Here is a 21759-nt window from a genome sequence, read left to right on the forward strand (position 1 = left end):
GGGGATCCCGTATGTCCGCGCCTCCCGTGGTTGACCTTCCCATTGAGGACGAGCGGTTGGCGCAGGACGTGGCCAACGGACTGGCCGCGGTCGAGAAGCTGCTGCGCCGGTCGGTGGAGAGCGAGGACGCCTTCGTCACGGAGGCGTCCAGGCACCTCATCGAGGCCGGTGGCAAGCGGTTCAGGACGCTGATGGTGCTGCTGGCCGCGCAGTTCGGCGACCCGTCCGCGCCCGGTGTGGTGCCCGGCGCGGTCGTGATCGAGCTGACCCACCTCGGCTCGCTCTACCACGACGACGTCATGGACGAGGCCCCGGTGCGCCGGGGCTCTCCCTCCGCCAACGCCCGGTGGGACAACACCGTGGCGATCCTCACCGGCGACTACCTGTTCGCGCAGGCCTCCGACATCCTGGCCGACCTGGGTCCCGAGCTGATCCGCATCCAGGCTCAGACGTTCTCCCGCCTCGTGCAGGGGCAGATCCGCGAGACCATCGGGCCGCGCGACGACGAGGACCCCGTCGACCACTACCTCAGCGTGCTGTCCGACAAGACGGGTTCGCTGATCGCCGCCTCCGGCCGCTTCGGCGCGCTGCTGTCCGGGGCGCCCGCCGACGTGGAGGAGCGGCTGAGCCGCGCGTGCGAGGCCATCGGCGTGGGCTGGCAGCTCGGCGACGACCTGCTCGACGTCGCCTCCAGCGGGGCGCAGTCGGGCAAGACGCCGGGCACCGACCTGCGGGAGGGCGTCAAGACCCTTCCGGTGCTGTACGCGCTGGCCACGGGGGAGACGTCCCGGCTGACCTCGCTGCTGTCGGGGCCGGTCGCCGAGGAGGAGGTCGAGGAGGCGCTGACGCTGCTGCGGGCGCACCCGGGGATGGCGCGGGCGCGGGCGGAGCTGGAGTCGTGGGTGGACCGGGCCCGTGCCGACATTTTCGGCCTTCCCGACATCCCCGCCAAGAACGCATTTTTGGCGCTTTGTGACTACGTGGTGGAGCGCAGCGGCTGATCGCCCGCCGGATCGTTCGACTGGGCAGCCGATCTCCTGACCCGAGCGGCCGCCCGCGCCGTCCGGAGGCTGTCGTACGTGAAGACCGCCAGCGCGGCCCAGACGATCGCGAACCCGATCCACCGGCTCGGCGGCATGACCTCCCGCACGATCAGCACGCCGCACGCGAACTGCAGGATCGGCGCGATGTACTGCAACAGCCCGATGGTGCTCAACGGCACCCGGATGGCCGCCGCCCCGAAGCAGAGCAGCGGCACGGCCGTGACGAGACCCGCGCTCGCCAGCAGCACCGCGTGCCCGACGCCTTCGGTCCCGAACGTCGAGGCGCCGGTGCCCTGCAGGAAGAGCAGATAACCGAGGGCGGGCGGCAGCAGCACCACGGTCTCCACGGCCAGGCTCTCGGTGGCCGCCACGTTGGCCCGCTTCTTGACCAGGCCGTACGCGCCGAAACTCATCCCCAGCGTGAGGGCGATCCACGGCGGACGCCCGTAGTCGACCGTCAGCACCAGCACGGCCAGCGCCCCGAACCCGACCGCCGCCCACTGCAACGGCCGCAGCCGCTCCCGCAGCAGCACCACCCCGAACAACACGTTGACGAGAGGGCTGATGAAGTACCCCAGGGCACTCTCCACCACGTGCCCGGTGTTGACCGCGTAGATGTAGGTGCCCCAGTTGATCGTGATCGTGACGGCGGCCAGGCTCAGCAGACCGAAGGTTCCCGGCCGGCGGGCCAGCTCCCGGATCCACGACCAGTGCCGGCGTACGGCCAGCGCTGCGGCGACGGCGACCAGCGACCAGACCATCCGGTGAGCCAGGATCTCCACGGCTCCCGAGGGCTTGAGCAGCGGCCAGTAGAGCGGGAACAGACCCCACATGGTGTAGGCGGCCACCCCGAACAGGACACCGCGCCGAAGGTCAGGCATGTACCTCAGTTTCATGCATTACAACCCTTAAACACAAACGGGTTCCTCTGAAGGGAATTATTCAGAAGCCCTTAAATGTTGGGGGTATGTAGGCTGAGGGAAGACCTCTGGAGGTGCGTTATGGGCTGGCTGTTCGGCGGCAACAAGACATCGATGGTCCGACCGGAGGACGCCCTGCCGGGCCGCGCGGAGCCCATGCCCGTGCCGGACCGCCACGCCGTCCTCGACGCCTCGCTCGCCCCGCCGTACGCGCCGGGGCTGGAGGTCGCCGACTTCGGCCTCGGCTGCTTCTGGGGCGCCGAGCGCATCTTCTGGCAGACGCCGGGCGTCGTCACGACGGCCGCCGGCTACCAGGGCGGTCACACCCCCAACCCGACGTACGACGAGGTCTGCAGCGGCCTCACCGGGCACGCCGAAGTCGTCAGGGTCGTCTTCGACCCGGCGAAGGTGTCGTACGAGGAGCTCCTGAAGATCTTCTGGGAGGCCCACGACCCGACGCAGGGCATGCGCCAGGGCAACGACGTCGGCACGCAGTACCGTTCGGCCATCTACTACCACTCGCCGGAGCAGCGGAAGGCCGCCGAGACGTCGCGGGACGCGTACCAGAAGGTGCTCAAGCAGGCCGGGTACGGCGACATCACGACCGAACTCGCCCCCGCCGGACCTTTCTACTTTGCCGAGGACTATCACCAGCAGTATCTCCACCGCAACAAAAACGGGTACTGCGGGATCGGCGGGACAGGCGTGGCCTGCCCAGTCGGCCTGACGTCCGGCGAGGCGTAGACCTGCGGAGACAGCCAAATCCTGGCCCTTGATCGCCCGGCAAGTCCGGTGTCGATCTTGGGCCAGAGCCGTTTCCGGCGACAACCTTCACTACAGGGTCAAGGGCGTGCCGCCTGCGGCGTGCCCGCCGCGCGGGCTCGCTGCCCACAATGATCCCTAAGCACGGGATTGCGGCAACGGGCATCAGTCGTGTCTCGGGATGCCGGAGACCTCGTGGTCGGCATGGAAGAGGGCCTCGTTGATGATGGCCCGGACGTGGGCGTCGCGGGCTCGGTAGAGCACGCGGCGGCCGTCGCGCCGGGTCTGCACGAGCCCGGCCAGGCGGAGTTTGGCCAGGTGCTGGGAGACCGAGGGCCGGGCGGCGCCGATGGCGGCGGACATGCTGCTGACGTCGTACTCGCCGCTGGACAGCAGCCACATCAGGCGTAGCCGGGTGGCGTCGCTGAGCATCCGGAAGGCGTCGACGGCCGTGTCGACCTGCGCGCTTGTCGGTTGCTCTTGCGGCTGTGACGCACCTGATTGGTTGTCGCGTGCATACATGACTACATATAGTCCCGGCAATTGGGTCAAAGGCAAGCGAGAGGTACGCGATGGCTGAGGTTGATCCCCCGCAGCACGGTCATGGGCACGGTCACAGTCATGGGCATGGGCACGAACAGGTCCGGGGCATGCGGTTGCTGTCGAAGCTCCGCCATGTCATCACCCCGCACAGCCATGACAGCGCGGACAAGACCGACACCGCGCTGGAGTCCAGCAGCCGGGGTATGCGCGTGCTGGCCATCTCGTTCGCCGTGCTGATCGCGACCGCGCTGGTGCAGGCGGTCATCGTGTCGCTGTCGGGGTCGGTGGCGTTGCTGGGCGATACGCTGCACAACTTCGCCGACGCGCTGACCGCGGTGCCGCTGGCGATCGCCTTCTCGCTGGGGCGGCGGGCGGCCACGCGCCGCTTCACCTACGGTTACGGCAGGGCGGAGGACCTGGCCGGGGTCGTCATCGTGCTGTTGATCGGGGCGTCGGCGGCGCTGGCCGGTTATGAGGCGGTCAAGCGGCTGATCGACCCGGCCGACATGCGGGCGCTGGGCCTGGTGGCCGCCGCCGGTGTGGTCGGGTTCCTGGGCAACGAGTGGGTCGCCCGCTACCGGATCAGGGTGGGCAGGGAAATCGGCTCGGCGGCACTGGTGGCCGACGGTCTGCACGCTCGCACTGACGGCTTCACGTCGCTGGCGGTGCTGCTGGGGGCCGGTGGGGCGGCGCTCGGGTTCCCGCTGGCCGACCCCATCGTGGGCTTGCTGATCACCGTGGCCATCTGCTTCGTGCTGCGCGATGCCGCCCGCGAGATCTACCACCGGCTGATGGACGCGGTAGACCCCAAGCTGATCAGCCAGGCGGAGGAGATCCTGGCGGCGGTGCCGGGTGTGGAGCGGGTCGGCGCGGTACGGCTGCGCTGGGTCGGTCACGCGCTGCGGGCCGAGGTCGAGATCGGCGTGCGTCATGACGCCTCGCTCATCGAGGCGCACGGCGTGGCCGTGGAGGCCGAGCACCGGCTGATCCATGAGCTGCCGCGGCTTCGTGCGGCGACGGTGCATGCCGACCCGGACGGCCCGGCCGGCACCGATCACCATGCCGTTCTCCTGACGCACAGGTAAGGCCAGGTAAGGGGCGTTTTGTCGGTAGCTTGTGCCAGGATGACGCGCCGGTGATTCGGGGGAGCGCGCATGCTGAGATCTTTGCCGGTGGCGGCCAGGACGCTGGTGTGGGTACGCATCCTCAACGCGCTCGGCGCCTACGTCCTGTCCTTTCTGACGGTGCTGACGGGCCCTGAGCTGGCGGCGGTGGCGCTGGCCTTGTTCGGGGTCACGGCGCTGATCTCACGATGGGCGGGGGCGTTCCTGCTCGATCGGTTCTCGCCGCGCACGGTGCTGGCCGCCGGGTTGGTGGCGACCGGTCTGTCGCTGGCCGCCCTCGCGCTGGCGCATGGTCAGGCTCAGGTGCTGGTGGCGATCGCGGTGGTGGGGCTGGCCTTCGAGGTGCACGAGCCGGCGTCGCAGGAGTTGCTGGCCCGGGCGAGCACGGGAGAGCGGCGGCATCACTCGTACGCGGTGATGGGGATGGCGCTGTCGGCGGCCGGAGCGGCTGCGGGACTGCTGGCGGCGGTGCTGCTGCCGCTCGGCGTGCGCTGGCTGGTGGCCGTCGACGCGCTCACCTGCCTGGTGGCGGCGGCCGTCGCGCTGAAATTCCTGGCCGTGCCGCCGCTGGCCGCGCTGGCCGGCACGGTGGCCGGAGCCATGGGAACGGGCGCCTTTCTGGCAGCGGGCGTGGCCTTCCTGGCGGTGCCCTTCATGCTGCGCCGCATCGCCGCCTGACCTCGATCAACGGCTGTGATCAGGGCTGTGATCAGGGCTGTGCGGCCAGCGTATGCACGCCGGGCACTACGGTGGCGCGAAAGGCCGCCTCCAGCTCTGCCGGAGTGGCGCTGATCCCCCCGTCCACCCATTTGGCGAGCAGGGCCACGAACGCCCCGACGACGCAGGTGACGACCAGGTCCAGCGACGTGGACGCCCGCACGCCGCGTACTGCACAGTCGGCGGCATTGGTTGTCGACCCTCCATGTTATTGGCCGGACCATACGTAAGCGAACAGGGTGTTCGACAGGAGGCGTGATGGGACTGGGCAGGCTGCTTCATGCTCATGCGGAAGACGCGGACGCGGGCCGGACGATCGATCGCCCGCGCGGTTACGAGGTCATGGCGGAGGTCGGCTTTCTCGGCCGGCGAAAGGAGGTCTTCACCAGGCTGGCCGCGCTGTCCATAGCGCGGCCGGGGGACCGCGTCGTCGACGTCGGCTGCGGCACCGGCTACCTGACCCGGATCATAGCCCGCACCGTCGGACCGGACGGACAGGTGGCGGGAGTGGACCCGTCCGTCTCGGTCATCGGACACGCCCGTCGGCGGGCCGCCGCCAACTGCTCCTACCTCGTCGGCGAAGGCCAGGCGATGGAGCTGCCCGACGCCTGTGCCGACGTGGTGGTCTCCAGTCCCGCGGTCCACCACATGCCGGCCGCCGATCGTGGCACGGCGATCCGGGAGATGTTCCGCGTGCTGCGGCCCGGCGGCCGATTGCTGATCGCCGAGTTTCGTCCGCCCGCCAACCCGCTGCTCGCCCACCTGGTCGCGGCACTGACGGGGCCGGAGATGCGGCACAACGCGCACCACCTGCTCGGCGACCTCGTCCCGCAGGCAGGCTTCCAGGTCCGGTCCTGGACACGGGCGATCTTCGGTGATGCTCTCCTACGTCCGGGCTCGTCGACCGGCCAGTTGATCCGCACGGAGGGCTGCGGCTGCTCGCCTCAGAGGGGCAGCAGGAACAGGCTGAGCGGGGTGGTGGACACGGTGAGCACTGTCAGCAGTACGGCGGCCCCGGTCAGGAACCGCAGCCGGGGCTCCGGCGCGGTCAGCCGGTGGAGGCGGGCGTCGATCTCCCCGGTGCCGCCGAGCGTGCCTGCGGGGGAGGGCAGACGGTCACTGGAGCGGAAGCGGCGCAGCGCCGCCGACAGCGTGGCCGGGCCGTGGGCGCGGGCGGCCCGGTCGTCGGCGCGCATCTCGACCAGCATGGCGACGTGGCGCAGCATGGCGCGCACCGCCCCGCTCCACGGCAGCGCACGCTCAAGCACGGCGAACGGCAGCAGCGCCAGGTCGTGCCGTTCGCGGGCGTGCGCCCGCTCGTGGGCGAGCACCGCGGCGAGCTCGGCGCGGGGCAGCAGACCGAGCGCCCCGGTGCTGACCACGATCGCGGCCCGCCTGCCCGGCACGCAGTAGGCGGCGACCGCCGGATGCTCGACGACGTGCGCCCCAGCCGCGTCCGGATCGGTGGAGGCGACCAGGCTGAGCAGCGCCCGCTGCCGTCGCCGCAGCGTCGCCAGCGAGCGGCAGGTCAGCACGAAGGCGACGAGCAGCCACACGGTCAACGCCAGGCCCAGCGCGATGGCCGGCAGATGCCAGGGCGACAGGCGTACGGGCAGGTCACCGCCGGCGAGGTGGGCTAGCCCGGGGACGATGCCCAGCCTGAGCGGCGCGAGCCCGACGGCCAGCAGCGCGCCGATCAGAGAGGAAACCGCCGTCAGCGCGACAGCTTGCCAGACGAGCACGCCGGCGCGCGGGAAGCGCGTGGCCCAGCGGGCGCGCGGCATCACCACGGCGGCCGCGAGCGCGAGGGCCAGGGTGATGAGGTGGTGCGCGGCGTAGGTCACGGCCGCTCCCCGCCGGGCGGCAGCGCTTCGCGCAGCGCCTCGGCCTCTTCGGCGGTGACCGACTGGGCGAAGTGGCTGAGCGCGGCGATCCGGTCGCCGGTCTCGCTCAGTGCCGACAGCATCAGCTCGGCGATGTACGCCTCCCGCCGGGCAGCGGGCAGGTAGCGCCAGGTGCGTCCGTCGTCGTCGCGTTCGCGGCGTACGTACCCCTTGGCGGCCAGCCGGTTCATCACGGTCATCACCGTCGAGTACGCGAGCTTACGGTCGGGCAGCTCGTTGACCACGTCGCGGACGGTCAGCCAAGCGTCGGAGCGCCACAGCACGTCCATGATCGAGCGCTCCAGCTCGCCGAGACTGTTCACGCCCGCTCCTCGCTCTTCTCGTCGATGCCTTCCTGGGCGATGCGTTGCCCGCCGGTGAGCACCGTGGCAGCGGCCAACGCGGCCGATGCGGCCCCGGCCAGGTACGGCAGCGCCGCCCCGAGGTCAAACAGTAACCCAGAGGCGGCCGGGCCGACGATCCGGGCGGCGGCGCTCGCCGACTGCCCGACGCCGAGCCTCGCCCCGCGCCGACGCGCCGATCCGGCAGCGGCCAGCAGGCTGGACACGGACGGGGTGAGCAGACCGTGCCCGGCGGCCAGCAGGCACAGCGCGGCCAGGCACTGCCACCAGGTCGCCGCCACCGCCATGGCCAGCAGGCAGGCCGCCATCACCGCCGCGCCCGCTGCCGCCACGCGCGCCTCGCCCCACCGCCGGGCCAGCACCGCCACCAGGCCGCCCTGGACAATGGCCATGGCCAGCCCCGCCGCCGCCAGGGCGAGCCCGATCGCGGTCGCGTCCCAGCCGTAGCGGTCACGGCCGAGGAAGGCCAGCGTGGTCTCCATGCCGACGAAGGAGGCCATCGCCAGGAAGGCGGAGGCGGCCAGCAACAGCACGGGCGCCCGCTGCTCGGGGCCGCCGTCCGGCTCGTCCGGCGGCGGGCGGCAGCCGGGCTCGGGCAGCCAGAGCAGGGCCGCTACCAAGTTCACGGCGGCCAGCGCGGCGGCCACGTACGCGCAGGCCGCGAACCCCAGCGGCGCCATCACACCGCCCATCGCCGGCCCCAGCACGAACGCCAGTGCGATGGCCGCGCCGAGCCGCGCCATCGCGCCCGTGCGCCGCTCGGCCGGTACCGCGTCGGCGACGTAGGCGTGCGCCACCGAGATGCTGCCCCCGCAGGCCCCGGCCAGAGCCCGGCAGGCCAGCAGCCAGCCCAGCGACTCCGCCATGCCGGTCAGCGCCATCGACACCGCCGTCCCGGCCAGCGCCAGCAGTACCACCGGCCGCCGCCCGTACCGGTCCGACAGCCGGCCCAGCACCGGCGCGGCCAGGAACTGCGTCACCGAGTAGGCGCTCATCAGCGCCCCGAACCACAGCCCGCCCGCTCCCAGCCCGGCGGCGTAGAACGGCAGCGAAGGCAGGACCAGGGTGAAGCCCAGCAGATCCACGAACACCGTGGCCGCGATGACCAGTTGCGCCCTGCGCCCCATCACCCGGCACCCTGCCAGATCTGCAGCAGCCGGCCCGTCACCACGGCCACCGCGAACCCGGCCACGACGAGGATCCCCGAACCCCAGCGACTGCGCTCCGCCAACGCCAGCACCACCCCGCCCGGCGGGATCAGCGCACTTCCCAGCAGGTAGCCGTACAACGTCACCAGATCCCGGGACCCGGCATCGCCGATCGCCGCCACGACCGTCACCCCGGCCTGTACCAGCACGGCCATCTCCAGAACGGCGACCCCGCAGAGCAGGACCATCCCCATGGCGCGGTCACGCAGAGCCGAGACCAGGCTCGCCAGCGCGAGCAGCAGCGCGCCGACGATCACGCCGGTCGCGATCGCGCTGTTCACCTCGCCTCCACGACCGGGTGCCGGCCACCACCTTGGCCCTGTGCGTCCTGCATCGTCCCTCCCGCATCGAAGCCGGAGCCGAATCCGACCCCTCTACTACGCCGTGTAACACTACATCGTGTAATAGATGCATCCAGAGGAAGGGTGAGATCAGGAGATGAGTCAGCTACTGGCCGGATCCAGCGACCTCGTGCTGTTCACGGCGCTGATTGGATACGCCCTGGCGCTGCTGGCACACGCCGCCGCCCAGGCCTCAGCGCGCCGACGGGAGCACGATCAGACCGCACGGGCGCGGGTCCTCGTGCCTGCGGCGGCTGCCCCACCTCTCGTGCCACCTCCGAACACATCCTCCGTCCCAAGGCTGGCGAGCCGCTGCATGCTGGCGGCGGTCCTGCTCCACGCGGCGGCCACGGCTTTGCGGGGTGCCGCCACCGGGACCGTCCCGCTGGGCACCATGTACGAGTTCGTCACGGCCTCAGCGCTGGCGGCCGCGGTGTCGTACCTGCTGCTGTCCCGCGCCCGTCCCGAAGCCCGCGCCTTGGGACTGTACGTGGCGGGCGGCGTCGCCGCCGCTCTCGGGTCGGCCATCACCGGCCTCTACACCGAAGCCGGACCACTCATCCCCGCCCTGCGCTCCGGGTGGCTGGCCATCCACGTCACCGCTTCCGTGGCCGCCAGCGGCGCCTTCACCCTCGGCGCCATCACCTCAGCCCTGTTCCTGTACGCTCGCGGGCGCGGCGCCGTGCACGGCCTGGAGCCGCACCAACTCGACGTCCTCGCCCGGCGGCTGCACAGCTTCGCCTTCCCGATCTGGACGTTCGCCGTCATCGCCGGCGCCATCTGGGCCGACAGCGCCTGGGGCCGCTACTGGGGCTGGGACCCCAAGGAGGTGTGGGCCTTCATCACCTGGGTCATCTACGCCGCCTACCTGCACGCCCGCGCCACCCGAGGCTGGAGTCCGCAGCGGGTCGCGCTCATCGCCGTCACCGCCTATACCAGCCTGCTGTTCAACCTGATCGGCGTGAACCTGCTCCTCGACTCCCTGCACTCCTACGCGAGGCTGTGACAAGGCGTTGCGCATGGCCTCACCACGGTTATCTGCCACGATTGCCGCTTCGACGTAGTTGACGGCCGAGGTGCGACACACGTTCGCGGCGATGGCGTGGGTTCTTCGAGGTTTGACGGCCTATGACACGTTGGTTGACGGCACCCAGGGTCGAAGTATCGCGGTTCTGTGCAGAAAGATATACAGTTCATGTATGGCTGTTCTGCACGACGCTATTGAGCTGAGCGTCACAGAAGCGGCTCATCGAGGGGTTGCCCGCCTGGTGGCTGATGCGGAGCAGGGGACCGATCTGGTGGTCACCCGCCGGCATCAGCCGGTGGCGGCCGTGGTGAGCATTCGCCGACTCAATGAGTTGGAGGAGGCGGCGGCTGATCTGCGTGATCTTGCGCTGGTGCTCGCTCGGTCTGTCACGGACACGGGGGAGCGGGTCTCGCTCGACGACGTGCTTGCCGCCTTCGGGCAAACTCGCGAGTCGTTGGCCGCCATCCCGGACGATGAGTGAGTCGTGTCCGACGTCGTCTTTACGGCGCCGGCGGTCGACGACCTCCGACGCATTGGCCCAGACGCGGTACCCAAGGTACTCAAGAAGATCCTTCTCCTGCTGGATAACCCTGAGGCCGGTTACCCGCTCGGTGGGGAACTGACCGGTTTTCGGAAGCTGGTGGTCGGGCGTAACACCTGGCGTGTCGTCTACCGGATCACTGAGGGCAAGTCGGTGGAGATCTGTGAGGTGTGGGCCGTCGGTGAGCGTGCCGACGCAGAAGTGTACGCGGAGGCGACAGCGAGGGTCCGCGAGGCGGGTGCTGCCCGTCCTGAGTTTGTCCAGCTCGGTCAGGTGATCGAGCGTCTCGGCACGCTAGCCGATCATCTTCGGATGGAGGAAGCACCCCCTAGAGAACCGGTTCCGGATTGGCTCGCGGACCGGTTGATCCACACGGTCGGGATGGCCCGAGAGGACGTTGCTGCTCTTGATCTTCAAGAGGCTGTCGACCTGTGGGCGGAGTACCGGTCTAAGTCTCATTAGGTCGCACATCTATTGCCCGAAGCGAAGCGCTACCACCAGCAATACCTGTACAAAGTGCCCAATGGGTACTGCGGGATCGGCGGCACGGGCGTCACCTGCCCGGTCGGCCTGACCTCCGGCGAGGCGTATACCCGCGCCAGGGGCTTCGCATGGCGCTGATCTTCTGAAAGACCGCCTCGTGGCGCACGCCGCCTCGCGTGAGGAGGAGCGCGATCGATCCGGTTGATGCCTGACGTTGGCTGTCACGAAGCCGCGCGAACGGCGGCTCCAGATGCCGCGCAAGTCGAACCAGCCCCAGACGAGCGCGTGATCGCGCCGATCCCCCGAAGTTCCACGATCCGATAACCCACGCCAAGGCCGGCCACCCGTCTTTCAGTCAGGTCTTTCCTCCGCTCTGCGTGTGGCAGACCTTCGTCGATGAGTCGGAGGTGCAGACTTTTATGGAAACCGCCTTGCCCTCGTCGTAACTCTTGTCCCGGGTGCCCGCGCCCTTGAACCTCGCTGTTCCCGAGCCTGCGACGGTCAGGTAGGCCACCACGCTGTTGGGGTCACTGCCGTGGTGGTCTTCGAGCTCCACCTTCTCGTCGTACGCCCGGAAGTACGCCCTCACCCACTCATTGCCCTTATGGCATTCGGCCCATACATCCCTGCCGTCCTTGTCCTTGCTCGATGGGCCGGAACCGCTGAGGCTGGTGCAGTTCCACGCACTCGCCGACTGGGCCGCCGCCGGCGATGCCGTCGACAGGAGCGGCGCGGCCATCGCGATGGCCGCCAGCGCGACAGCCGTTGATCTCGGTAGTTTCATGATGCGGATTCCCCCTGTGGGTGCCGTCGTGAACTGATGTCCCTGCCTTCCTGCGACCACGGTAGAGCGTGCCGATTTATCTTTGCTTTCGATGCGTTCAGCGCATTACCGCATTCACCTTTCGGCGTTCTCACGCCGATTCGGTGTGCGCGAGGATGGCGGTGGCCAGTTCCTCGTGTACCTCGGGCGGCAGGGTGTGGCCCATGCCCGCCACGATCATCAGCCGCGCCCCTGGGATCTGCTCGGCGATGATCGCGCTGTGGCCCGGTTTGGCAGGCTCGTGGCTGCCCTCGATGACGAGTGTGGGCGCCTTGACCCGATGGAGTACTCCCACCGGCTCGAAGTCGGGTTTGGCCATGGCGGCCCGGCGGTGGTTGGCCACCGCTGACAGGTCGCGGGCCCGGTCGTGGATGCGTTCCTGCAGGCGCCGGGCCGCGTCCTCGTCGAACGGCAACCCGGTGCCGTGCAGCAGGCGCTGCTCGGCGATCATGCCGTCGATCCGGGCGCGCCGGTCCGCCGGTGGCGGGGCGGCCATCAACGTACGGTAGAAGGCCACGAACTCCGGTGTGGGCTCCGGCAGGCTCCCCTTGAGCTGCGGTTGTCCCGTCAGCGCCCGCATGATCACCTGGCCCTCGCCGCCGCCGAGCGGGGAGGAGCCGATGACGGTCAGCGAGCGCACCCGCTCCGGCCGCTCCACGGCGACGAACTGGCCGAGCAGACCGCCCGCCGAGTGGCAGACCAGGTGGGCGCTCTCCAGGCCGTGCTGATCCATCACGCGGTAGACGTCGTTCTTGATGGCGTCCCAGGTGTACGGTTCCGCGTCGAAGTCCACGGTGTCCGACATGCCGGTGTCGCGGTGGTCGTAGCGGATCGCCCTGCGGCCTGCGGCGGCCAGCCGGCCGACGAGCTCGTCCGGCCACAGGATTCCCTGCGACATCGAACCCATGATCAGCAGGATCGGCGGGTCCGTCCGCGCGCCGAACTACTCACTCCAGATGTTCACGTTCTGCATGTCTCACAGCATGTCGTCTTCGGTCGCGGGCGGCTTCTGTAGAACTACCAGCCGCGCGAGATCCGTACGGGATGCGATGCCCAGCTTCGGATAAATCTTGTACAGGTGGTACTCGACCGTACGCGGGCTCAGGAAGAGCTGGGCGGCGATCTGCTTGCTCGACAAGCCGTCGGCGACCAGGCCGGCGATGCGTAGTTCCTGCGGGGTGAGCGCGTCGAGCGCGGCCCTGGCCGGGGTGTGTCCGCTCTCGCCCGCCGCGCGCAACTCGTCCTGCGCGCGCCGCGCCCACGGACGTGCGCCCGCCTGCTCGAACGTCTCCCACGCCGTCCGCAGGTGCGCCCGCGCCTCGCCCGGCCGCTGGGCCCGCCGCAGACGCTCACCCAGCAGCAGGGCAGTCCTGGCCGCCTCGAACGGGTTGGTGTGCAGCCGCAGCGCCTCGACCAGGGCGTCCTCGGACGACTCGACCAGGCCCCGGCAACGGGCCAGGAGGGCGCGCGACTCGGCCGTGGCGCTGTGCGCCGACCACTGCTCGTACGAGGCCAGCGCCGTCCGCGCGCCCGCCTCGTCGCCCGCGGCCACGGCGGCCTCGACGCGGTCGTCGTCCGCCACACCACGGTCGGGTGCCCGGCGCCCGGTCCTGCCGCGACGATGGCGGTGAACCGGTCGTGCGCCGCCGCGAACCGGCCCAGGCACAGGTCGAGGAGCGCCAGCGCGTACGACGCCACACCCGCACGCAACCCGGCCCGGTGCGGGATGGCGATGGCCAGCGCCTCGCGGGCCTGCCGCTCGCAGGGCTCCTCCTCGCCCCGCAGCGCCGCCAGCACCGCCAGGTTGGCCAGGTGCGCGGCCACCGAGTTCTCATAGCCGGCCTCCCGCGCCAGCGCCAGGCCCTCCTCCGAGACGGCCTGGCTGCGCGCCAGCCGCCCGGCGAGGCGGTCGCCGGTCGCCACGAACTCCAGCACCACCGGCAACTGCCCGCTCATCCCCGACACCCTGGCCACCCGCCCCGCGCGACCGGCCATCTCGGCGGCCAGGTCCGGCTCGCCCAGGTAGCTGGCCGCGGCCGCCGCCCACAGGTGCTCCGCCGCGCCCTCCAACTCGCCCACCCGGGCCAGCGCCCGCCGCAGCAGGCCCGGTCCGGCGGCGTCGCCGTCCAGCGTCAGGCCGATCCCGGCCACCGTGTCCCGCAGGAACCCCTCAGGATGCGCCGCGGCCCGCCGTCCGAGCTCGACGACGGCCGCTGTGTCGCCGACGTACGAGGCCGCCTCTGATGCGTCGGCCAGCAGGTCCAGGCTCTCGCCCGCCGACAGGATCCGTACGGCTTCGGCGGCGTTGCCCGAGTTCAGCTCGAACCGCCCCTGGAGCCGGGCGATCTCCATGGCGAGGGGGGCGTCCCCGCCGGCGTGTTCGCGCGCCTCGGCCAGCAGCGACTCCGCCTGTCCGGGGCGGCCGCCGAGCCAGGCCGCGACGGCGGCGTCCTTCAGGCGTACGGCACGGGCACGCGGCTCGGGGGTCAGCTCGGCGGCTCTGGCCATGGCGGTGGCGGCGGCGCCGTATCCGCCACGGTCGCGCGCTCGTTCCGCGGCGGCCACCAGGGCGGCGGCGACCTGCTCGTCCTGGCCCAGGGTCGCTTCGGCCAGGTGCCAGGCGCGGCGGTCATCCGTGGTCAGCTCCGCGAGTACGGCGTGCATGTGGCGGACGGCGGCGGGGGTGGCGGACTCGTACACCGCGGATCGGATGAGCGGATGACGGAAGCGCACGCTCGTGCCCGACACCCCGGCCAGCCCGGACTCCTCCAACTCGGCCAGCGCCACCCGCCCGGTCCCGGTTCCCGCCCCGGCTTCGGTTGCGGCTCGGGCTCGGGTGTCGGGTCCCGTACGCGTACCGGGACGTAGCGCTTGCTCGGCGAACAGCCGGTCGGTGGCGCGCAGGACCAGGCCGAGGTCGGTCTCGACGGCGGAGGCCAGGGCGAGCAGCCGAGCGGGGGCGGACAACGCGGCCACCCGATCGCCGAACAGGCGGGTACCACCGGGCAGCGGGTCGGGCAGCGGTTCGCGCCCCGCGAGTTGCGCGCGTGTCAGGCGGGCGGCGACCTCGCTCAGGGCCAGCGGGTTCGCGCGGGTCAACATGACCAGCTCGCGTACCACCCGGGCGGCCGCCCCACCGCAGCGGGGCTCCAGCAACCGGGCCGCCGCGGACTCGGACAGGCCCTCCACCGCGCGCTGCGGTTCGGGCAGCGCATCGAGCGAGCCGGTCACCGGCCGGAGCGCCTGGTGCAGCGCCGCGAACGCGAGATCGCGCTCCGACTCCACGCCGGTGGTCCGCAACACCCGCATCGCTCCACCGCGCGCGGCCGCGGCATCCAGCAGCGCGGTCTTGCCCGCTCCCGTCGTCCCCCGCAACACCACCGCACCGCCGGAGCCGTCGCGGGCCCGTGCGACCACCTCGTCGAGTGCGGCGATCTCGGCAGACCTTCCATAAAGCACGAACACCTACTGTAGGAGGCCTCCGAGCCGCCGCGGATCGAAGGTGTCCGGGCGGGGGGAACAGGGTCTGGTTCAGGTCGGTGCCGTGTCGGTCCACTCCGCGACCTCGTACGTCTCGTACGCCGACACCTCGCCGGGCCGGTGGAAACGGTCAGGCTGGTTCGCGACTGACCCTCGCGGGCGCTCACCCTCTCATACGGGTGAGCACGCCCAGCGGGTCGGCCAGCAGGTCGGAGAAGCCGAGTTCGGCGGCGCCGACCAGGGTGGCGTCGTCCCCCAGCGCCGAGGTGCGCAACCTCACCCGTTCCCGGGCGACGGGCAGCACGTTGGCGGCGATGCGGGCGCGCACCTGGGCCGCCGCGCCTGGATACATGTCGCGCAGCATGCCGCCGAAGACGACCATGCCGGGGTTGAACAGGTTGATGAGGTTGGCCACGCCGATGCCGAGCCAGTCGCCGACCTGGCGCAGCGCCTCCTGGGCCGCGGGGTCGCCGCGGTCGGCGTCGTCCACCACGGCGCGTACGGCGTCGCGCCCGAACGACTCGGCGGGCCGGCCCGCCGAGTCGAGCAGGGCCCGCTCGCCCACCTCCGCCTCCAGGCAGCCGTGTGAGCCGCACCCGCAGGGGCGCCCGTTGTACGGGTTCACCACCATGTGCCCCAGCTCGCACCCGTAGCCGCCGTCGCCGTCCAGCAGTTTTCCGCCCACGATGATGCCGCCGCCCACGCCGACGTCCCCGTGGAGGTAGATGAGGTTCTGGAAGCCGGCGCCCGCTCCGCGCAGCTGCTCGGCCAGCGCCCCGAGGTGCGCCTCGTTGCCCACGGACACCGGCAGGCCGAGCCCCAGCCGGCGGCCCAGCTCGGTGCCGAACGCCTGGTCCACCCAGCCCATGTCGGGCCCGAAGCGCACCATGCCGTCGCCGGGCCGGATCATGCCGCAGTAGGACGCGCCGACGCCGACGCACACGGAGGACGAAGGGGCCGTCCGGTGCAACTGGCGGCCGAACCGGGCGAGCACCTCGACCACGCGGTCGAGGTCGGCTCCGGCGCGTGGGCGCACGGCCTCCCTGCGGTCCAGCATGGTCCCGCCGAGCGCGACCCGGGCGGCGACCAGGCGGTCCACGGCCACGTCGAAGGCCAGGACGTAGACCTGGCCGGAGTCGGGGCGGACCACCAGCGACGGCCGGCCGGCCCGCCCGGTGTCGGCGGGCAGCTCCTCGCGGACCAGGCCCGCGGTGGCGAGCTCCGTGGTCAGCGTCATGATGGTGCTGCGGTTCAGCCTCATCCGCTCGGCCAGCGTCGTGCGGGAGACCGCGCCGCCCAGGTGTACGTGCCGGAGCAGGGTGCCGGCGTTGTGCCGGCGGATCTCCTCCTGGGGCAACCTTGACCTCTCGGATCGTGAACGTCGGGTGCTGAAGTGGACGATACTCCGGACAGCCGCGATCGGCTCCTCACCCTGGTCATACGGGGTCAGGCGCAGGTGTAGCCGGAGGGGAGCGCGGTGTCGCCGTCGGGGCGGTCAGGGTTCCTGTGTCGCGGCCGTGAGGTGGCGGGGAAGTCCGGTGATGGCGATGTCGAGGGCCCGGGTGATGTCCTCGATCAGGGCGGCTCCGTGCCGCCCGTTCTCCATGGAGGCCCGGCCGGCGCTCGCGAGCGCTCCGACCATGGCTCCGACGATGGCGTGCGCGGTGACGTCGTCCAGTTGGGGGAACACCTCGCGCAGCGCCTTCGCCCACTCGTGCTGGAGGTCGAACATCCAGCGCAGCGCGATCGCCCGCAGCGCCGGAACGGTGAGGGCTAGACGTGTGCGGATCACGGCCGCGTCCTCGTCGGCGTCGATGCTCCACCGCCCCGGTTCGAGCACCATGGTGAAGGCCCGCCGCAGCAGGCTCTCCAGTGACTCTCCCGGTTGGGGCGCCGAGGTCAGCGTGCGGATGGCGTCGATCCGCTCGGGATAGTCGGCGAAGACGAGGTCCTCTTTCGCGGGGAAGTGCTTGTAGAACGTGGCGGGCGACAACTCGGCCGCCGCGCAGATGTCGGCCACGGTGGCCTGGTCGTATCCCCGCTCCGCGAACAACCGCAGCCCTGTGTGGATCAGGGTCTGCCGTGTGCGCCGTCTCTTGCGCTCCCGCAAGCCCATCTGCTCCGGCATGCGCTCAGCATAGTAGACAGGGTATGAAGGTATGTATTATCTAAAAGTAGAGACTCTCTACTTAGGAGGACGTCGCATGACCGCAGGCCCCGGTGTCCGCCCCATGCAACTGCCCACCGCGCGTGAGCACCCCTTCGACCCGCCCGCCCCGCTTCGCGACCTCGCCGCCCAGGGACCGCTGCACCCGCTGGGCTTCCCCGACGGTCACATCGGCTGGGTGACGACCAGCCGCGACCTCGCCCGTGCCGTGCTGGCCGACCAGCGCTTCAGCGCCCGGCAGGACCTGCGCCACCTGCCCTTCGAACACTCACTCGGCGAGGACCCCGCCGCGCCGATGCTCCCCGGAATGTTCCTGCGCCTCGACCCGCCCGACCACACCCGCTACCGCAGGCTGCTGACCGCCCACTTCACCGTGCGCCGGCTCAACCGGCTGACCCCGCGGATCCAGCAGATCGCCGACGAGTGCCTGGACGCGATGGAGCAGGCGGGCTCCCCGGCCGACCTGGTCCAGCACTTCTCACTGCCGATCCCCTCGCTGGTGATCTGCGAACTGCTCGGCGTGCCGTACGCCGACCGCGCGGAGTTCCAGGGCACCACGGAGACGATGGTCCGCCTGGGCACGCCCAAGGAGGAGTTCATGGCCGCCATGAACCACCTCTACGGATACTTCCGCCGGCTCGTCGCGGCCAAGCGCGCCGACCCGGGGGACGACCTGCTCAGCGCGCTCGTCGCCGGCGGCGACCTGACCGACGAGGAGCTCACCGGCGTCGGGCTGGTGCTGCTCATCGCCGGGCACGAGACGACCGCCAACATGATCGCCCTCGGCACCTACGCCCTGCTGCGCCATCCTGACCAGCTCGCCGCCCTGCGCGCCGACCCCACGCTGATCGACAACGCCGTCGAGGAACTGCTCCGGTACCTGTCGATCATCCAGTTCGGCGCTCAGCGCACCGCGCTGGAGGACGTCGAGCTGGAGGGCGTGACCGTCAGGAAGGGCCAGACGGTGGTGATCTCCATCCCGATGGCCAACCGCGACCCCGGACAGTTCGACGACCCCGACACCCTCGACCTGACCAGGTCGGCCACCGGCCACGTGGGCTTCGGCCACGGGGTGCACCAGTGCCTCGGCCAGCAGCTGGCCAGGGTCGAGATGCGGGTCGCGTACGCGGCGCTGTTCCGCCGCTTTCCCGGCCTGCGCCTGGCCGTACCCGAGGAGGAGCTCGCGATGAGGACCGACATGGCCATCTACGGAGTGCACCGGCTCCCGGTGGCCTTCGAACCCGCCTGACACCGCCCGCCGAGGGCGCCGCGGCCCGGCGGAAATCTGTTCGACGCCGGGCTCGCGGGCTGCCTACTGTTGGTCACCTGAGCACATCATCAACCGCAGGTGAGATGGGACGTACGGCATGACAGGAGCGGCGGAGCCGGAGTTCACGCAGGAGCGCATCTGGGACGCCGAGGCGGCCCGGCGCTACGACACGCCGGGCACCGGCATGTTCGCGCCCGAGGTGCTGGGGCCGGCCGTGGATCGCCTCGCCGAGCTCGCGGGCGGCGGGCGGGCGCTCGAGTTCGCCATCGGGACCGGCCGCGTGGGCGTGCCACTCGCCGAGTGTGGGGTGCCGGTCACCGGCATCGAGCTGTCGAGGCCGATGATCGAGCAGCTGCGTACCAAGGTGGACGAGGCGACGATCCCGGTGATCGCCGGCGACATGGCGACCGCTTCCGCCCCGGGGTCCTACTCCCTCGTCTACCTCGTCTTCAACACCATCTCCAACCTGCTCACCCAGGCCGAACAGGTCGCGTGCTTCCGCAATGCCGCCCGCCACCTGGAGCCCGGCGGCCGGTTCGTGATCGAGTTGTGGGTGCCCGAACTGCGCAAGCTGCCGCCCGGCCAGCCGGCGACGGTCTTCACCGCCGAATCCGGCTACATCGGCCTCGACACCTACGACGTGCTCCGCCAGCTGGTCGTCTCGCACCACTTCACCTTCGACGGGGGCAAGCGGGCCGAGCTGTTCCGCAGCCCGCACCGCTACATCTGGCCGGCCGAGCTCGACCTCATGGCGCAGCTGGCCGGGTTCGAGCTGGAGTCGAGGCACGCCGACTGGACCGGTGCCGAGTTCACCGCGGAGTCACGTTCGCACGTCTCCGTCTACCGCCTGCCGTAGAACCGCTGCCCCGGCCGGTCCCGCGAGGATCCTCCTGCCGTTTCGCGGGGCCGGCCCGCACGGGGGTCCCATCCTCATTCGGAAAGCCTGCGACTATTATTGGTCCCGGTGGCGATGATCTCCATCACATCCGCATTGTGGGCGAGAATGCCGCAGCCGGCTCAACCGCGCAGGTCATCACCGCTAACTCGGCGTTAACCACGTGTTTCGCGCAGGCACAAAGTCGCGGACAGGTGGATCAACAGGTGGACAAGGAGCGGCGGGCGGCCGATATTGGAGCAGGAGGTATTCATGGATGTGCGCCTTGACCATCTCGTCTGCTGGGTTGCCGACCAGCGAAGGTCCCTGCATTTCTACGAGCAGGTGCTCGGGCTGCCCGGGGTGCGGACGGAGGAGTTTCGCGATGGAAAGGCGGCTTTTCCCAGCGTGCGGATCTCGGCCGAGACGATCCTCGATCTGATCGCGTACGACGCCTTAAAAGGGGTGGACGAGCACACCGGTGTGAAGGGCAGCTCCGGGCATCCGATCAACCATTTCTGCCTGTCGGTGGGCAGGGAGGATTTCGACGCCCTCCAGGTCCGCTTGAAACAGCACGGGGTGGAGATCTCCGGCACCGCGACCAACATCTTCGGCGCCCGGGGCATCGCTCCCGAGGCGATTTACTTTCCCGATCCCGATGGGAACGTGCTGGAAGTCCGCTATTACGATTGATCGTTTCCGCGGGGCGGCGGCACGGTGGGGCCGTGAAGTGTCGGCGGCGTCTGGTACACAGTCGGCATGGGTGTGAGCGTCGATGAGTTCCTCGCGTTGCTTGACGAGTTGCCCGAGGTCCGGATGAGCCATGGCGGCGAGTGGATCGGGCTGAAGGTCCGTGACAAAGGCTTCGGCTACCTGTGGGAGGCGACCGAGACCGTCGGGCTCAAGGCCACGATCGAGGAGCAGATCGCCCTCGTGGCCGAGCGGCCCGAGGTGTTCGAGGTGCAGTTCACGGCCGGGCGGTTCGGGTGGGTGGTGGTCCACCTCGACAAGATCGACCGCGACGAACTGTTCGAGCTGGTGGCCGAGGCCTGGTGCCTGACCGCGCCGAAGCAGGTGGTGGCGGACTTCGAAGCCACCCACCAAATCGGGCAACAGGTGCAGTCTGGGTAATCTCGGGCGGTGACCCATGTGAGCATCCGGCTGCGGGAATGGTGCGACGACGACGCTCCCGCCGTGCTGCAGGCCTTCGAGTCCCCCGATCTGCGGCACCAGTCGCCGTGGCCCGTCGTCACCCTCCAGGACGCCGTGGGCTGGATCGCCTCCTGGAAGGGGGTCGGCCACGCCTTCGCCGTCACGGTCGGCGAGCAGGTCGCGGGCAACGTCGCGGTCGTCGGGATCGACGCCCACGACAACGGGTGGGTGTCCTATTGGGTGGTGCCCGCGTTCAGGGGGCTGGGCGTCGCGACGGCGGCCACCGGCGAGCTGGCCCGGTGGGCGTTCGCCGAGCGCGGCCTCTACCGGCTGGAGCTGGGGCACCGCACCAACAACCCGGCCTCGTGCCGGGTCGCCACCAAGGCGGGCTTCCTCCCGGAGGGGATTGAGCGCGGCAAGCTCTGCTACGAGGGCGTCCGCTACGACGTCGAACGCCACGCCCGACTCGCGACCGACCGCTGAGCCCGCCGTCACTCCGCCCGCGACCGACCGGTGAGCCCGCCGTCATTCCGGCCGCCACCGACCGGTGAGCCCGCCCGTCATTCCGGCCGCCACGGACCGCTGAGCCCGCCCGGCTCCGGCGTGCCTGGCCAGTGACGGGCGGGCTGATCTACCCTGGGCAGGGTGGACAGCGAGAGTCTGGCGGCGGCCGGGCTGCTGGCGGCCCTCAGCCGGGCGTCGGAGATCCTTGCGGAGTTACATCATCCTTTCGTGAGGAGCGAGCGCTTCTCCTACTTCTTTCCTCCCGCGGGCGCGAGGACCGGCGCCACCTTCACCCTGCCCGACGGCCGCGAGATGCGGTTCGAGGTGTCCATCGCCGCCGCGGACGGTGCCTTCCACGTGACAGGTGAGATCACGGCGGAGGGTGAGTCCCTGCTCGACCTGCCGCGCAAGAGCGTGCCCGATCTCGGCGACGCTCTTGCGGTGCTCGACGACTACGCGGGAGAGGTGGCGGCCCCGGCAAGACGGCTGATCGACCGGCTGCTCGACGACGTTGTCTGATTGTCAGACAGTAAGG

General features: G+C 70.7%; 26 protein-coding genes and 1 pseudogene. 14 read left to right on the plus strand and 13 right to left on the minus strand.

From position 1 onward, the window contains the following. The first annotated feature begins 11 nt into the window (after positions 1-11). Positions 12-1001 (plus strand): polyprenyl synthetase family protein, encoded by a 990-nt coding sequence (locus GUY59_RS00340; RefSeq protein ID WP_138198662.1) that lies wholly within the window; start codon positions 12-14, stop codon positions 999-1001. Here the strand turns inward: GUY59_RS00340 and rarD are convergent. After that, a complete protein-coding gene (gene rarD, locus GUY59_RS00345; RefSeq protein ID WP_138198661.1) occupies positions 977-1924 on the minus strand; it encodes an EamA family transporter RarD in 948 nt (315 codons plus the stop codon). The two genes, GUY59_RS00340 and rarD, sit on opposite strands and share 25 nt — an antisense overlap. 120 nt (positions 1925-2044) lie before the next feature. On the opposite strand from rarD, the gene msrA reads away from it, so the two are divergent. Further along, the gene (gene msrA, locus GUY59_RS00350; RefSeq protein WP_138198660.1) at positions 2045-2707 is read left to right on the plus strand and encodes a peptide-methionine (S)-S-oxide reductase MsrA; all 663 of its coding nucleotides are present in this window, start codon (positions 2045-2047) and stop codon (positions 2705-2707) included. Between the two features lie 183 nt (positions 2708-2890). Here msrA and GUY59_RS00355 read toward each other — a convergent pair whose 3' ends face one another. Then, a complete protein-coding gene (locus GUY59_RS00355; RefSeq protein WP_138198659.1) occupies positions 2891-3247 on the minus strand; it encodes an ArsR/SmtB family transcription factor in 357 nt (118 codons plus the stop codon). A 128-nt stretch (positions 3248-3375) separates the two neighbouring features. On the opposite strand from GUY59_RS00355, the gene GUY59_RS00360 reads away from it, so the two are divergent. Next, entirely contained in the window at positions 3376-4353 is a 978-nt protein-coding gene (locus tag GUY59_RS00360; RefSeq protein ID WP_201760338.1) for a cation diffusion facilitator family transporter, read from the plus strand. A 69-nt stretch (positions 4354-4422) separates the two neighbouring features. Further along, on the plus strand, positions 4423-5070 hold the full coding sequence (locus GUY59_RS00365) for an MFS transporter (protein ID WP_138198657.1): 648 nt from the start codon (positions 4423-4425) through the stop codon (positions 5068-5070). A gap of 31 nt (positions 5071-5101) precedes the next feature. Here the strand turns inward: GUY59_RS00365 and GUY59_RS00370 are convergent, their stop codons facing one another. Further along, positions 5102-5272, minus strand: coding sequence for a hypothetical protein (locus GUY59_RS00370; protein ID WP_161714309.1), 171 nt, complete (start codon positions 5270-5272; stop codon positions 5102-5104). Between the two features lie 179 nt (positions 5273-5451). Between GUY59_RS00370 and GUY59_RS51175 the strand changes: the two are divergent. After that, positions 5452-5859, plus strand: a pseudogene (locus tag GUY59_RS51175) (class I SAM-dependent methyltransferase); the annotation flags it as partial. A 194-nt stretch (positions 5860-6053) separates the two neighbouring features. Here GUY59_RS51175 and GUY59_RS00380 read toward each other — a convergent pair. From GUY59_RS00380 to GUY59_RS00395, 4 genes are read right to left on the minus strand one after another with little or no spacing between them, the layout of a single operon-like run. After that, complete coding sequence (locus GUY59_RS00380; protein WP_138198656.1) at positions 6054-6953, minus strand: M56 family metallopeptidase; 900 nt, start codon at positions 6951-6953, stop codon at positions 6054-6056. Further along, positions 6950-7315 (minus strand): BlaI/MecI/CopY family transcriptional regulator, encoded by a 366-nt coding sequence (locus GUY59_RS00385; RefSeq protein ID WP_138198655.1) that lies wholly within the window; start codon positions 7313-7315, stop codon positions 6950-6952. The genes GUY59_RS00380 and GUY59_RS00385 overlap by 4 nt, the downstream gene beginning before the upstream one ends. Then, positions 7312-8481 (minus strand): MFS transporter, encoded by a 1170-nt coding sequence (locus GUY59_RS00390; protein ID WP_138198654.1) that lies wholly within the window; start codon positions 8479-8481, stop codon positions 7312-7314. Before GUY59_RS00390 ends, GUY59_RS00385 begins: the two co-directional genes overlap by 4 nt. Beyond that, the gene (locus GUY59_RS00395) at positions 8481-8843 is read right to left on the minus strand and encodes a hypothetical protein (RefSeq protein WP_138198653.1); all 363 of its coding nucleotides are present in this window, start codon (positions 8841-8843) and stop codon (positions 8481-8483) included. Before GUY59_RS00395 ends, GUY59_RS00390 begins: the two co-directional genes overlap by 1 nt. 376 nt (positions 8844-9219) lie before the next feature. Here GUY59_RS00395 and ccsA point away from each other — a divergent pair, with 376 nt between their 5' ends. The 3 genes from ccsA (at position 9220) to GUY59_RS00410 (ending at position 10933) form a co-directional block, all read left to right on the plus strand. Further along, the gene (gene ccsA, locus GUY59_RS00400; RefSeq protein ID WP_201760339.1) at positions 9220-9909 is read left to right on the plus strand and encodes a cytochrome c biogenesis protein CcsA; all 690 of its coding nucleotides are present in this window, start codon (positions 9220-9222) and stop codon (positions 9907-9909) included. A gap of 193 nt (positions 9910-10102) precedes the next feature. Beyond that, positions 10103-10411 (plus strand): type II toxin-antitoxin system prevent-host-death family antitoxin, encoded by a 309-nt coding sequence (locus GUY59_RS00405; RefSeq protein WP_138198651.1) that lies wholly within the window; start codon positions 10103-10105, stop codon positions 10409-10411. 3 nt (positions 10412-10414) lie between these two features. Beyond that, positions 10415-10933 carry a type II toxin-antitoxin system RelE family toxin gene (locus GUY59_RS00410; RefSeq protein WP_138198650.1) on the plus strand — a complete coding sequence of 173 codons (519 nt, stop codon included), beginning with the start codon at positions 10415-10417 and terminating at the stop codon, positions 10931-10933. A 376-nt stretch (positions 10934-11309) separates the two neighbouring features. Here GUY59_RS00410 and GUY59_RS00420 read toward each other — a convergent pair whose 3' ends face one another. The 6 genes from GUY59_RS00420 to GUY59_RS00440 all read right to left on the minus strand — a co-directional run bounded on the left by GUY59_RS00420 (position 11310) and on the right by GUY59_RS00440 (position 17385). Beyond that, entirely contained in the window at positions 11310-11738 is a 429-nt protein-coding gene (locus GUY59_RS00420) for a hypothetical protein (RefSeq protein ID WP_138198649.1), read from the minus strand. Positions 11739-11868: 130 nt separating this feature from the next. Beyond that, positions 11869-12696: an alpha/beta fold hydrolase gene (locus tag GUY59_RS00425; RefSeq protein WP_330849105.1), complete on the minus strand. Its 828-nt coding sequence runs from the start codon at positions 12694-12696 to the stop codon at positions 11869-11871. A gap of 57 nt (positions 12697-12753) precedes the next feature. Further along, the gene (locus tag GUY59_RS48175; protein ID WP_236666685.1) at positions 12754-12915 is read right to left on the minus strand and encodes a helix-turn-helix domain-containing protein; all 162 of its coding nucleotides are present in this window, start codon (positions 12913-12915) and stop codon (positions 12754-12756) included. Next, positions 12879-15236, minus strand: a complete 2358-nt coding sequence (locus GUY59_RS00430; RefSeq protein WP_252374793.1) for an ATP-binding protein — start codon at positions 15234-15236, stop codon at positions 12879-12881. The genes GUY59_RS48175 and GUY59_RS00430 overlap by 37 nt, the downstream gene beginning before the upstream one ends. Before the next feature lie 184 nt (positions 15237-15420). Next, complete coding sequence (locus GUY59_RS00435) at positions 15421-16614, minus strand: ROK family transcriptional regulator (protein WP_138198648.1); 1194 nt, start codon at positions 16612-16614, stop codon at positions 15421-15423. A 138-nt stretch (positions 16615-16752) separates the two neighbouring features. Continuing rightward, positions 16753-17385, minus strand: coding sequence for a TetR/AcrR family transcriptional regulator (locus GUY59_RS00440; RefSeq protein WP_138198647.1), 633 nt, complete (start codon positions 17383-17385; stop codon positions 16753-16755). A 76-nt stretch (positions 17386-17461) separates the two neighbouring features. Between GUY59_RS00440 and GUY59_RS00445 the strand changes: the two genes are divergently transcribed. The 6 genes from GUY59_RS00445 (at position 17462) to GUY59_RS00470 (ending at position 21743) form a co-directional block, all read left to right on the plus strand. After that, positions 17462-18673, plus strand: a complete 1212-nt coding sequence (locus GUY59_RS00445; RefSeq protein WP_138198646.1) for a cytochrome P450 — start codon at positions 17462-17464, stop codon at positions 18671-18673. 118 nt (positions 18674-18791) lie between these two features. Beyond that, a complete protein-coding gene (locus tag GUY59_RS00450) occupies positions 18792-19550 on the plus strand; it encodes a class I SAM-dependent DNA methyltransferase (protein ID WP_138198645.1) in 759 nt (252 codons plus the stop codon). A 291-nt stretch (positions 19551-19841) separates the two neighbouring features. Further along, positions 19842-20261 carry a VOC family protein gene (locus tag GUY59_RS00455; RefSeq protein ID WP_138198644.1) on the plus strand — a complete coding sequence of 140 codons (420 nt, stop codon included), beginning with the start codon at positions 19842-19844 and terminating at the stop codon, positions 20259-20261. A gap of 66 nt (positions 20262-20327) precedes the next feature. After that, the gene (locus tag GUY59_RS00460; protein WP_138198643.1) at positions 20328-20699 is read left to right on the plus strand and encodes an MmcQ/YjbR family DNA-binding protein; all 372 of its coding nucleotides are present in this window, start codon (positions 20328-20330) and stop codon (positions 20697-20699) included. 9 nt (positions 20700-20708) lie between these two features. Further along, complete coding sequence (locus GUY59_RS00465; RefSeq protein WP_138198642.1) at positions 20709-21203, plus strand: GNAT family N-acetyltransferase; 495 nt, start codon at positions 20709-20711, stop codon at positions 21201-21203. A 162-nt stretch (positions 21204-21365) separates the two neighbouring features. Next, complete coding sequence (locus GUY59_RS00470; RefSeq protein ID WP_138198641.1) at positions 21366-21743, plus strand: hypothetical protein; 378 nt, start codon at positions 21366-21368, stop codon at positions 21741-21743. Positions 21744-21759: the final 16 nt, after the last annotated feature.

The organism is Nonomuraea sp. K271 (assembly GCF_009908215.1).
Classification (GTDB): domain Bacteria; phylum Actinomycetota; class Actinomycetes; order Streptosporangiales; family Streptosporangiaceae; genus Nonomuraea; species Nonomuraea longispora.

Excerpts from the sequence above, each read along its gene's own strand:
- GUY59_RS00340 (WP_138198662.1), top strand. The coding sequence starts at position 12 with ATGTCCGCGCCTCCCGTGGTTGACCTTCCCATTGAGGACGAGCGGTTG.
- rarD (WP_138198661.1), bottom strand. The coding sequence starts at position 1,924 with ATGCCTGACCTTCGGCGCGGTGTCCTGTTCGGGGTGGCCGCCTACACC.
- msrA (WP_138198660.1), top strand. The coding sequence starts at position 2,045 with ATGGGCTGGCTGTTCGGCGGCAACAAGACATCGATGGTCCGACCGGAG.
- GUY59_RS00355 (WP_138198659.1), bottom strand. The coding sequence starts at position 3,247 with ATGTATGCACGCGACAACCAATCAGGTGCGTCACAGCCGCAAGAGCAA.
- GUY59_RS00360 (WP_201760338.1), top strand. The coding sequence starts at position 3,376 with ATGCGGTTGCTGTCGAAGCTCCGCCATGTCATCACCCCGCACAGCCAT.
- GUY59_RS00365 (WP_138198657.1), top strand. The coding sequence starts at position 4,423 with ATGCTGAGATCTTTGCCGGTGGCGGCCAGGACGCTGGTGTGGGTACGC.
- GUY59_RS00390 (WP_138198654.1), bottom strand. The coding sequence starts at position 8,481 with ATGGGGCGCAGGGCGCAACTGGTCATCGCGGCCACGGTGTTCGTGGAT.
- ccsA (WP_201760339.1), top strand. The coding sequence starts at position 9,220 with ATGCTGGCGGCGGTCCTGCTCCACGCGGCGGCCACGGCTTTGCGGGGT.
- GUY59_RS00405 (WP_138198651.1), top strand. The coding sequence starts at position 10,103 with ATGGCTGTTCTGCACGACGCTATTGAGCTGAGCGTCACAGAAGCGGCT.
- GUY59_RS00420 (WP_138198649.1), bottom strand. The coding sequence starts at position 11,738 with ATGAAACTACCGAGATCAACGGCTGTCGCGCTGGCGGCCATCGCGATG.
- GUY59_RS00440 (WP_138198647.1), bottom strand. The coding sequence starts at position 17,385 with ATGCCGGAGCAGATGGGCTTGCGGGAGCGCAAGAGACGGCGCACACGG.
- GUY59_RS00445 (WP_138198646.1), top strand. The coding sequence starts at position 17,462 with ATGACCGCAGGCCCCGGTGTCCGCCCCATGCAACTGCCCACCGCGCGT.
- GUY59_RS00450 (WP_138198645.1), top strand. The coding sequence starts at position 18,792 with ATGACAGGAGCGGCGGAGCCGGAGTTCACGCAGGAGCGCATCTGGGAC.
- GUY59_RS00455 (WP_138198644.1), top strand. The coding sequence starts at position 19,842 with ATGGATGTGCGCCTTGACCATCTCGTCTGCTGGGTTGCCGACCAGCGA.
- GUY59_RS00460 (WP_138198643.1), top strand. The coding sequence starts at position 20,328 with ATGGGTGTGAGCGTCGATGAGTTCCTCGCGTTGCTTGACGAGTTGCCC.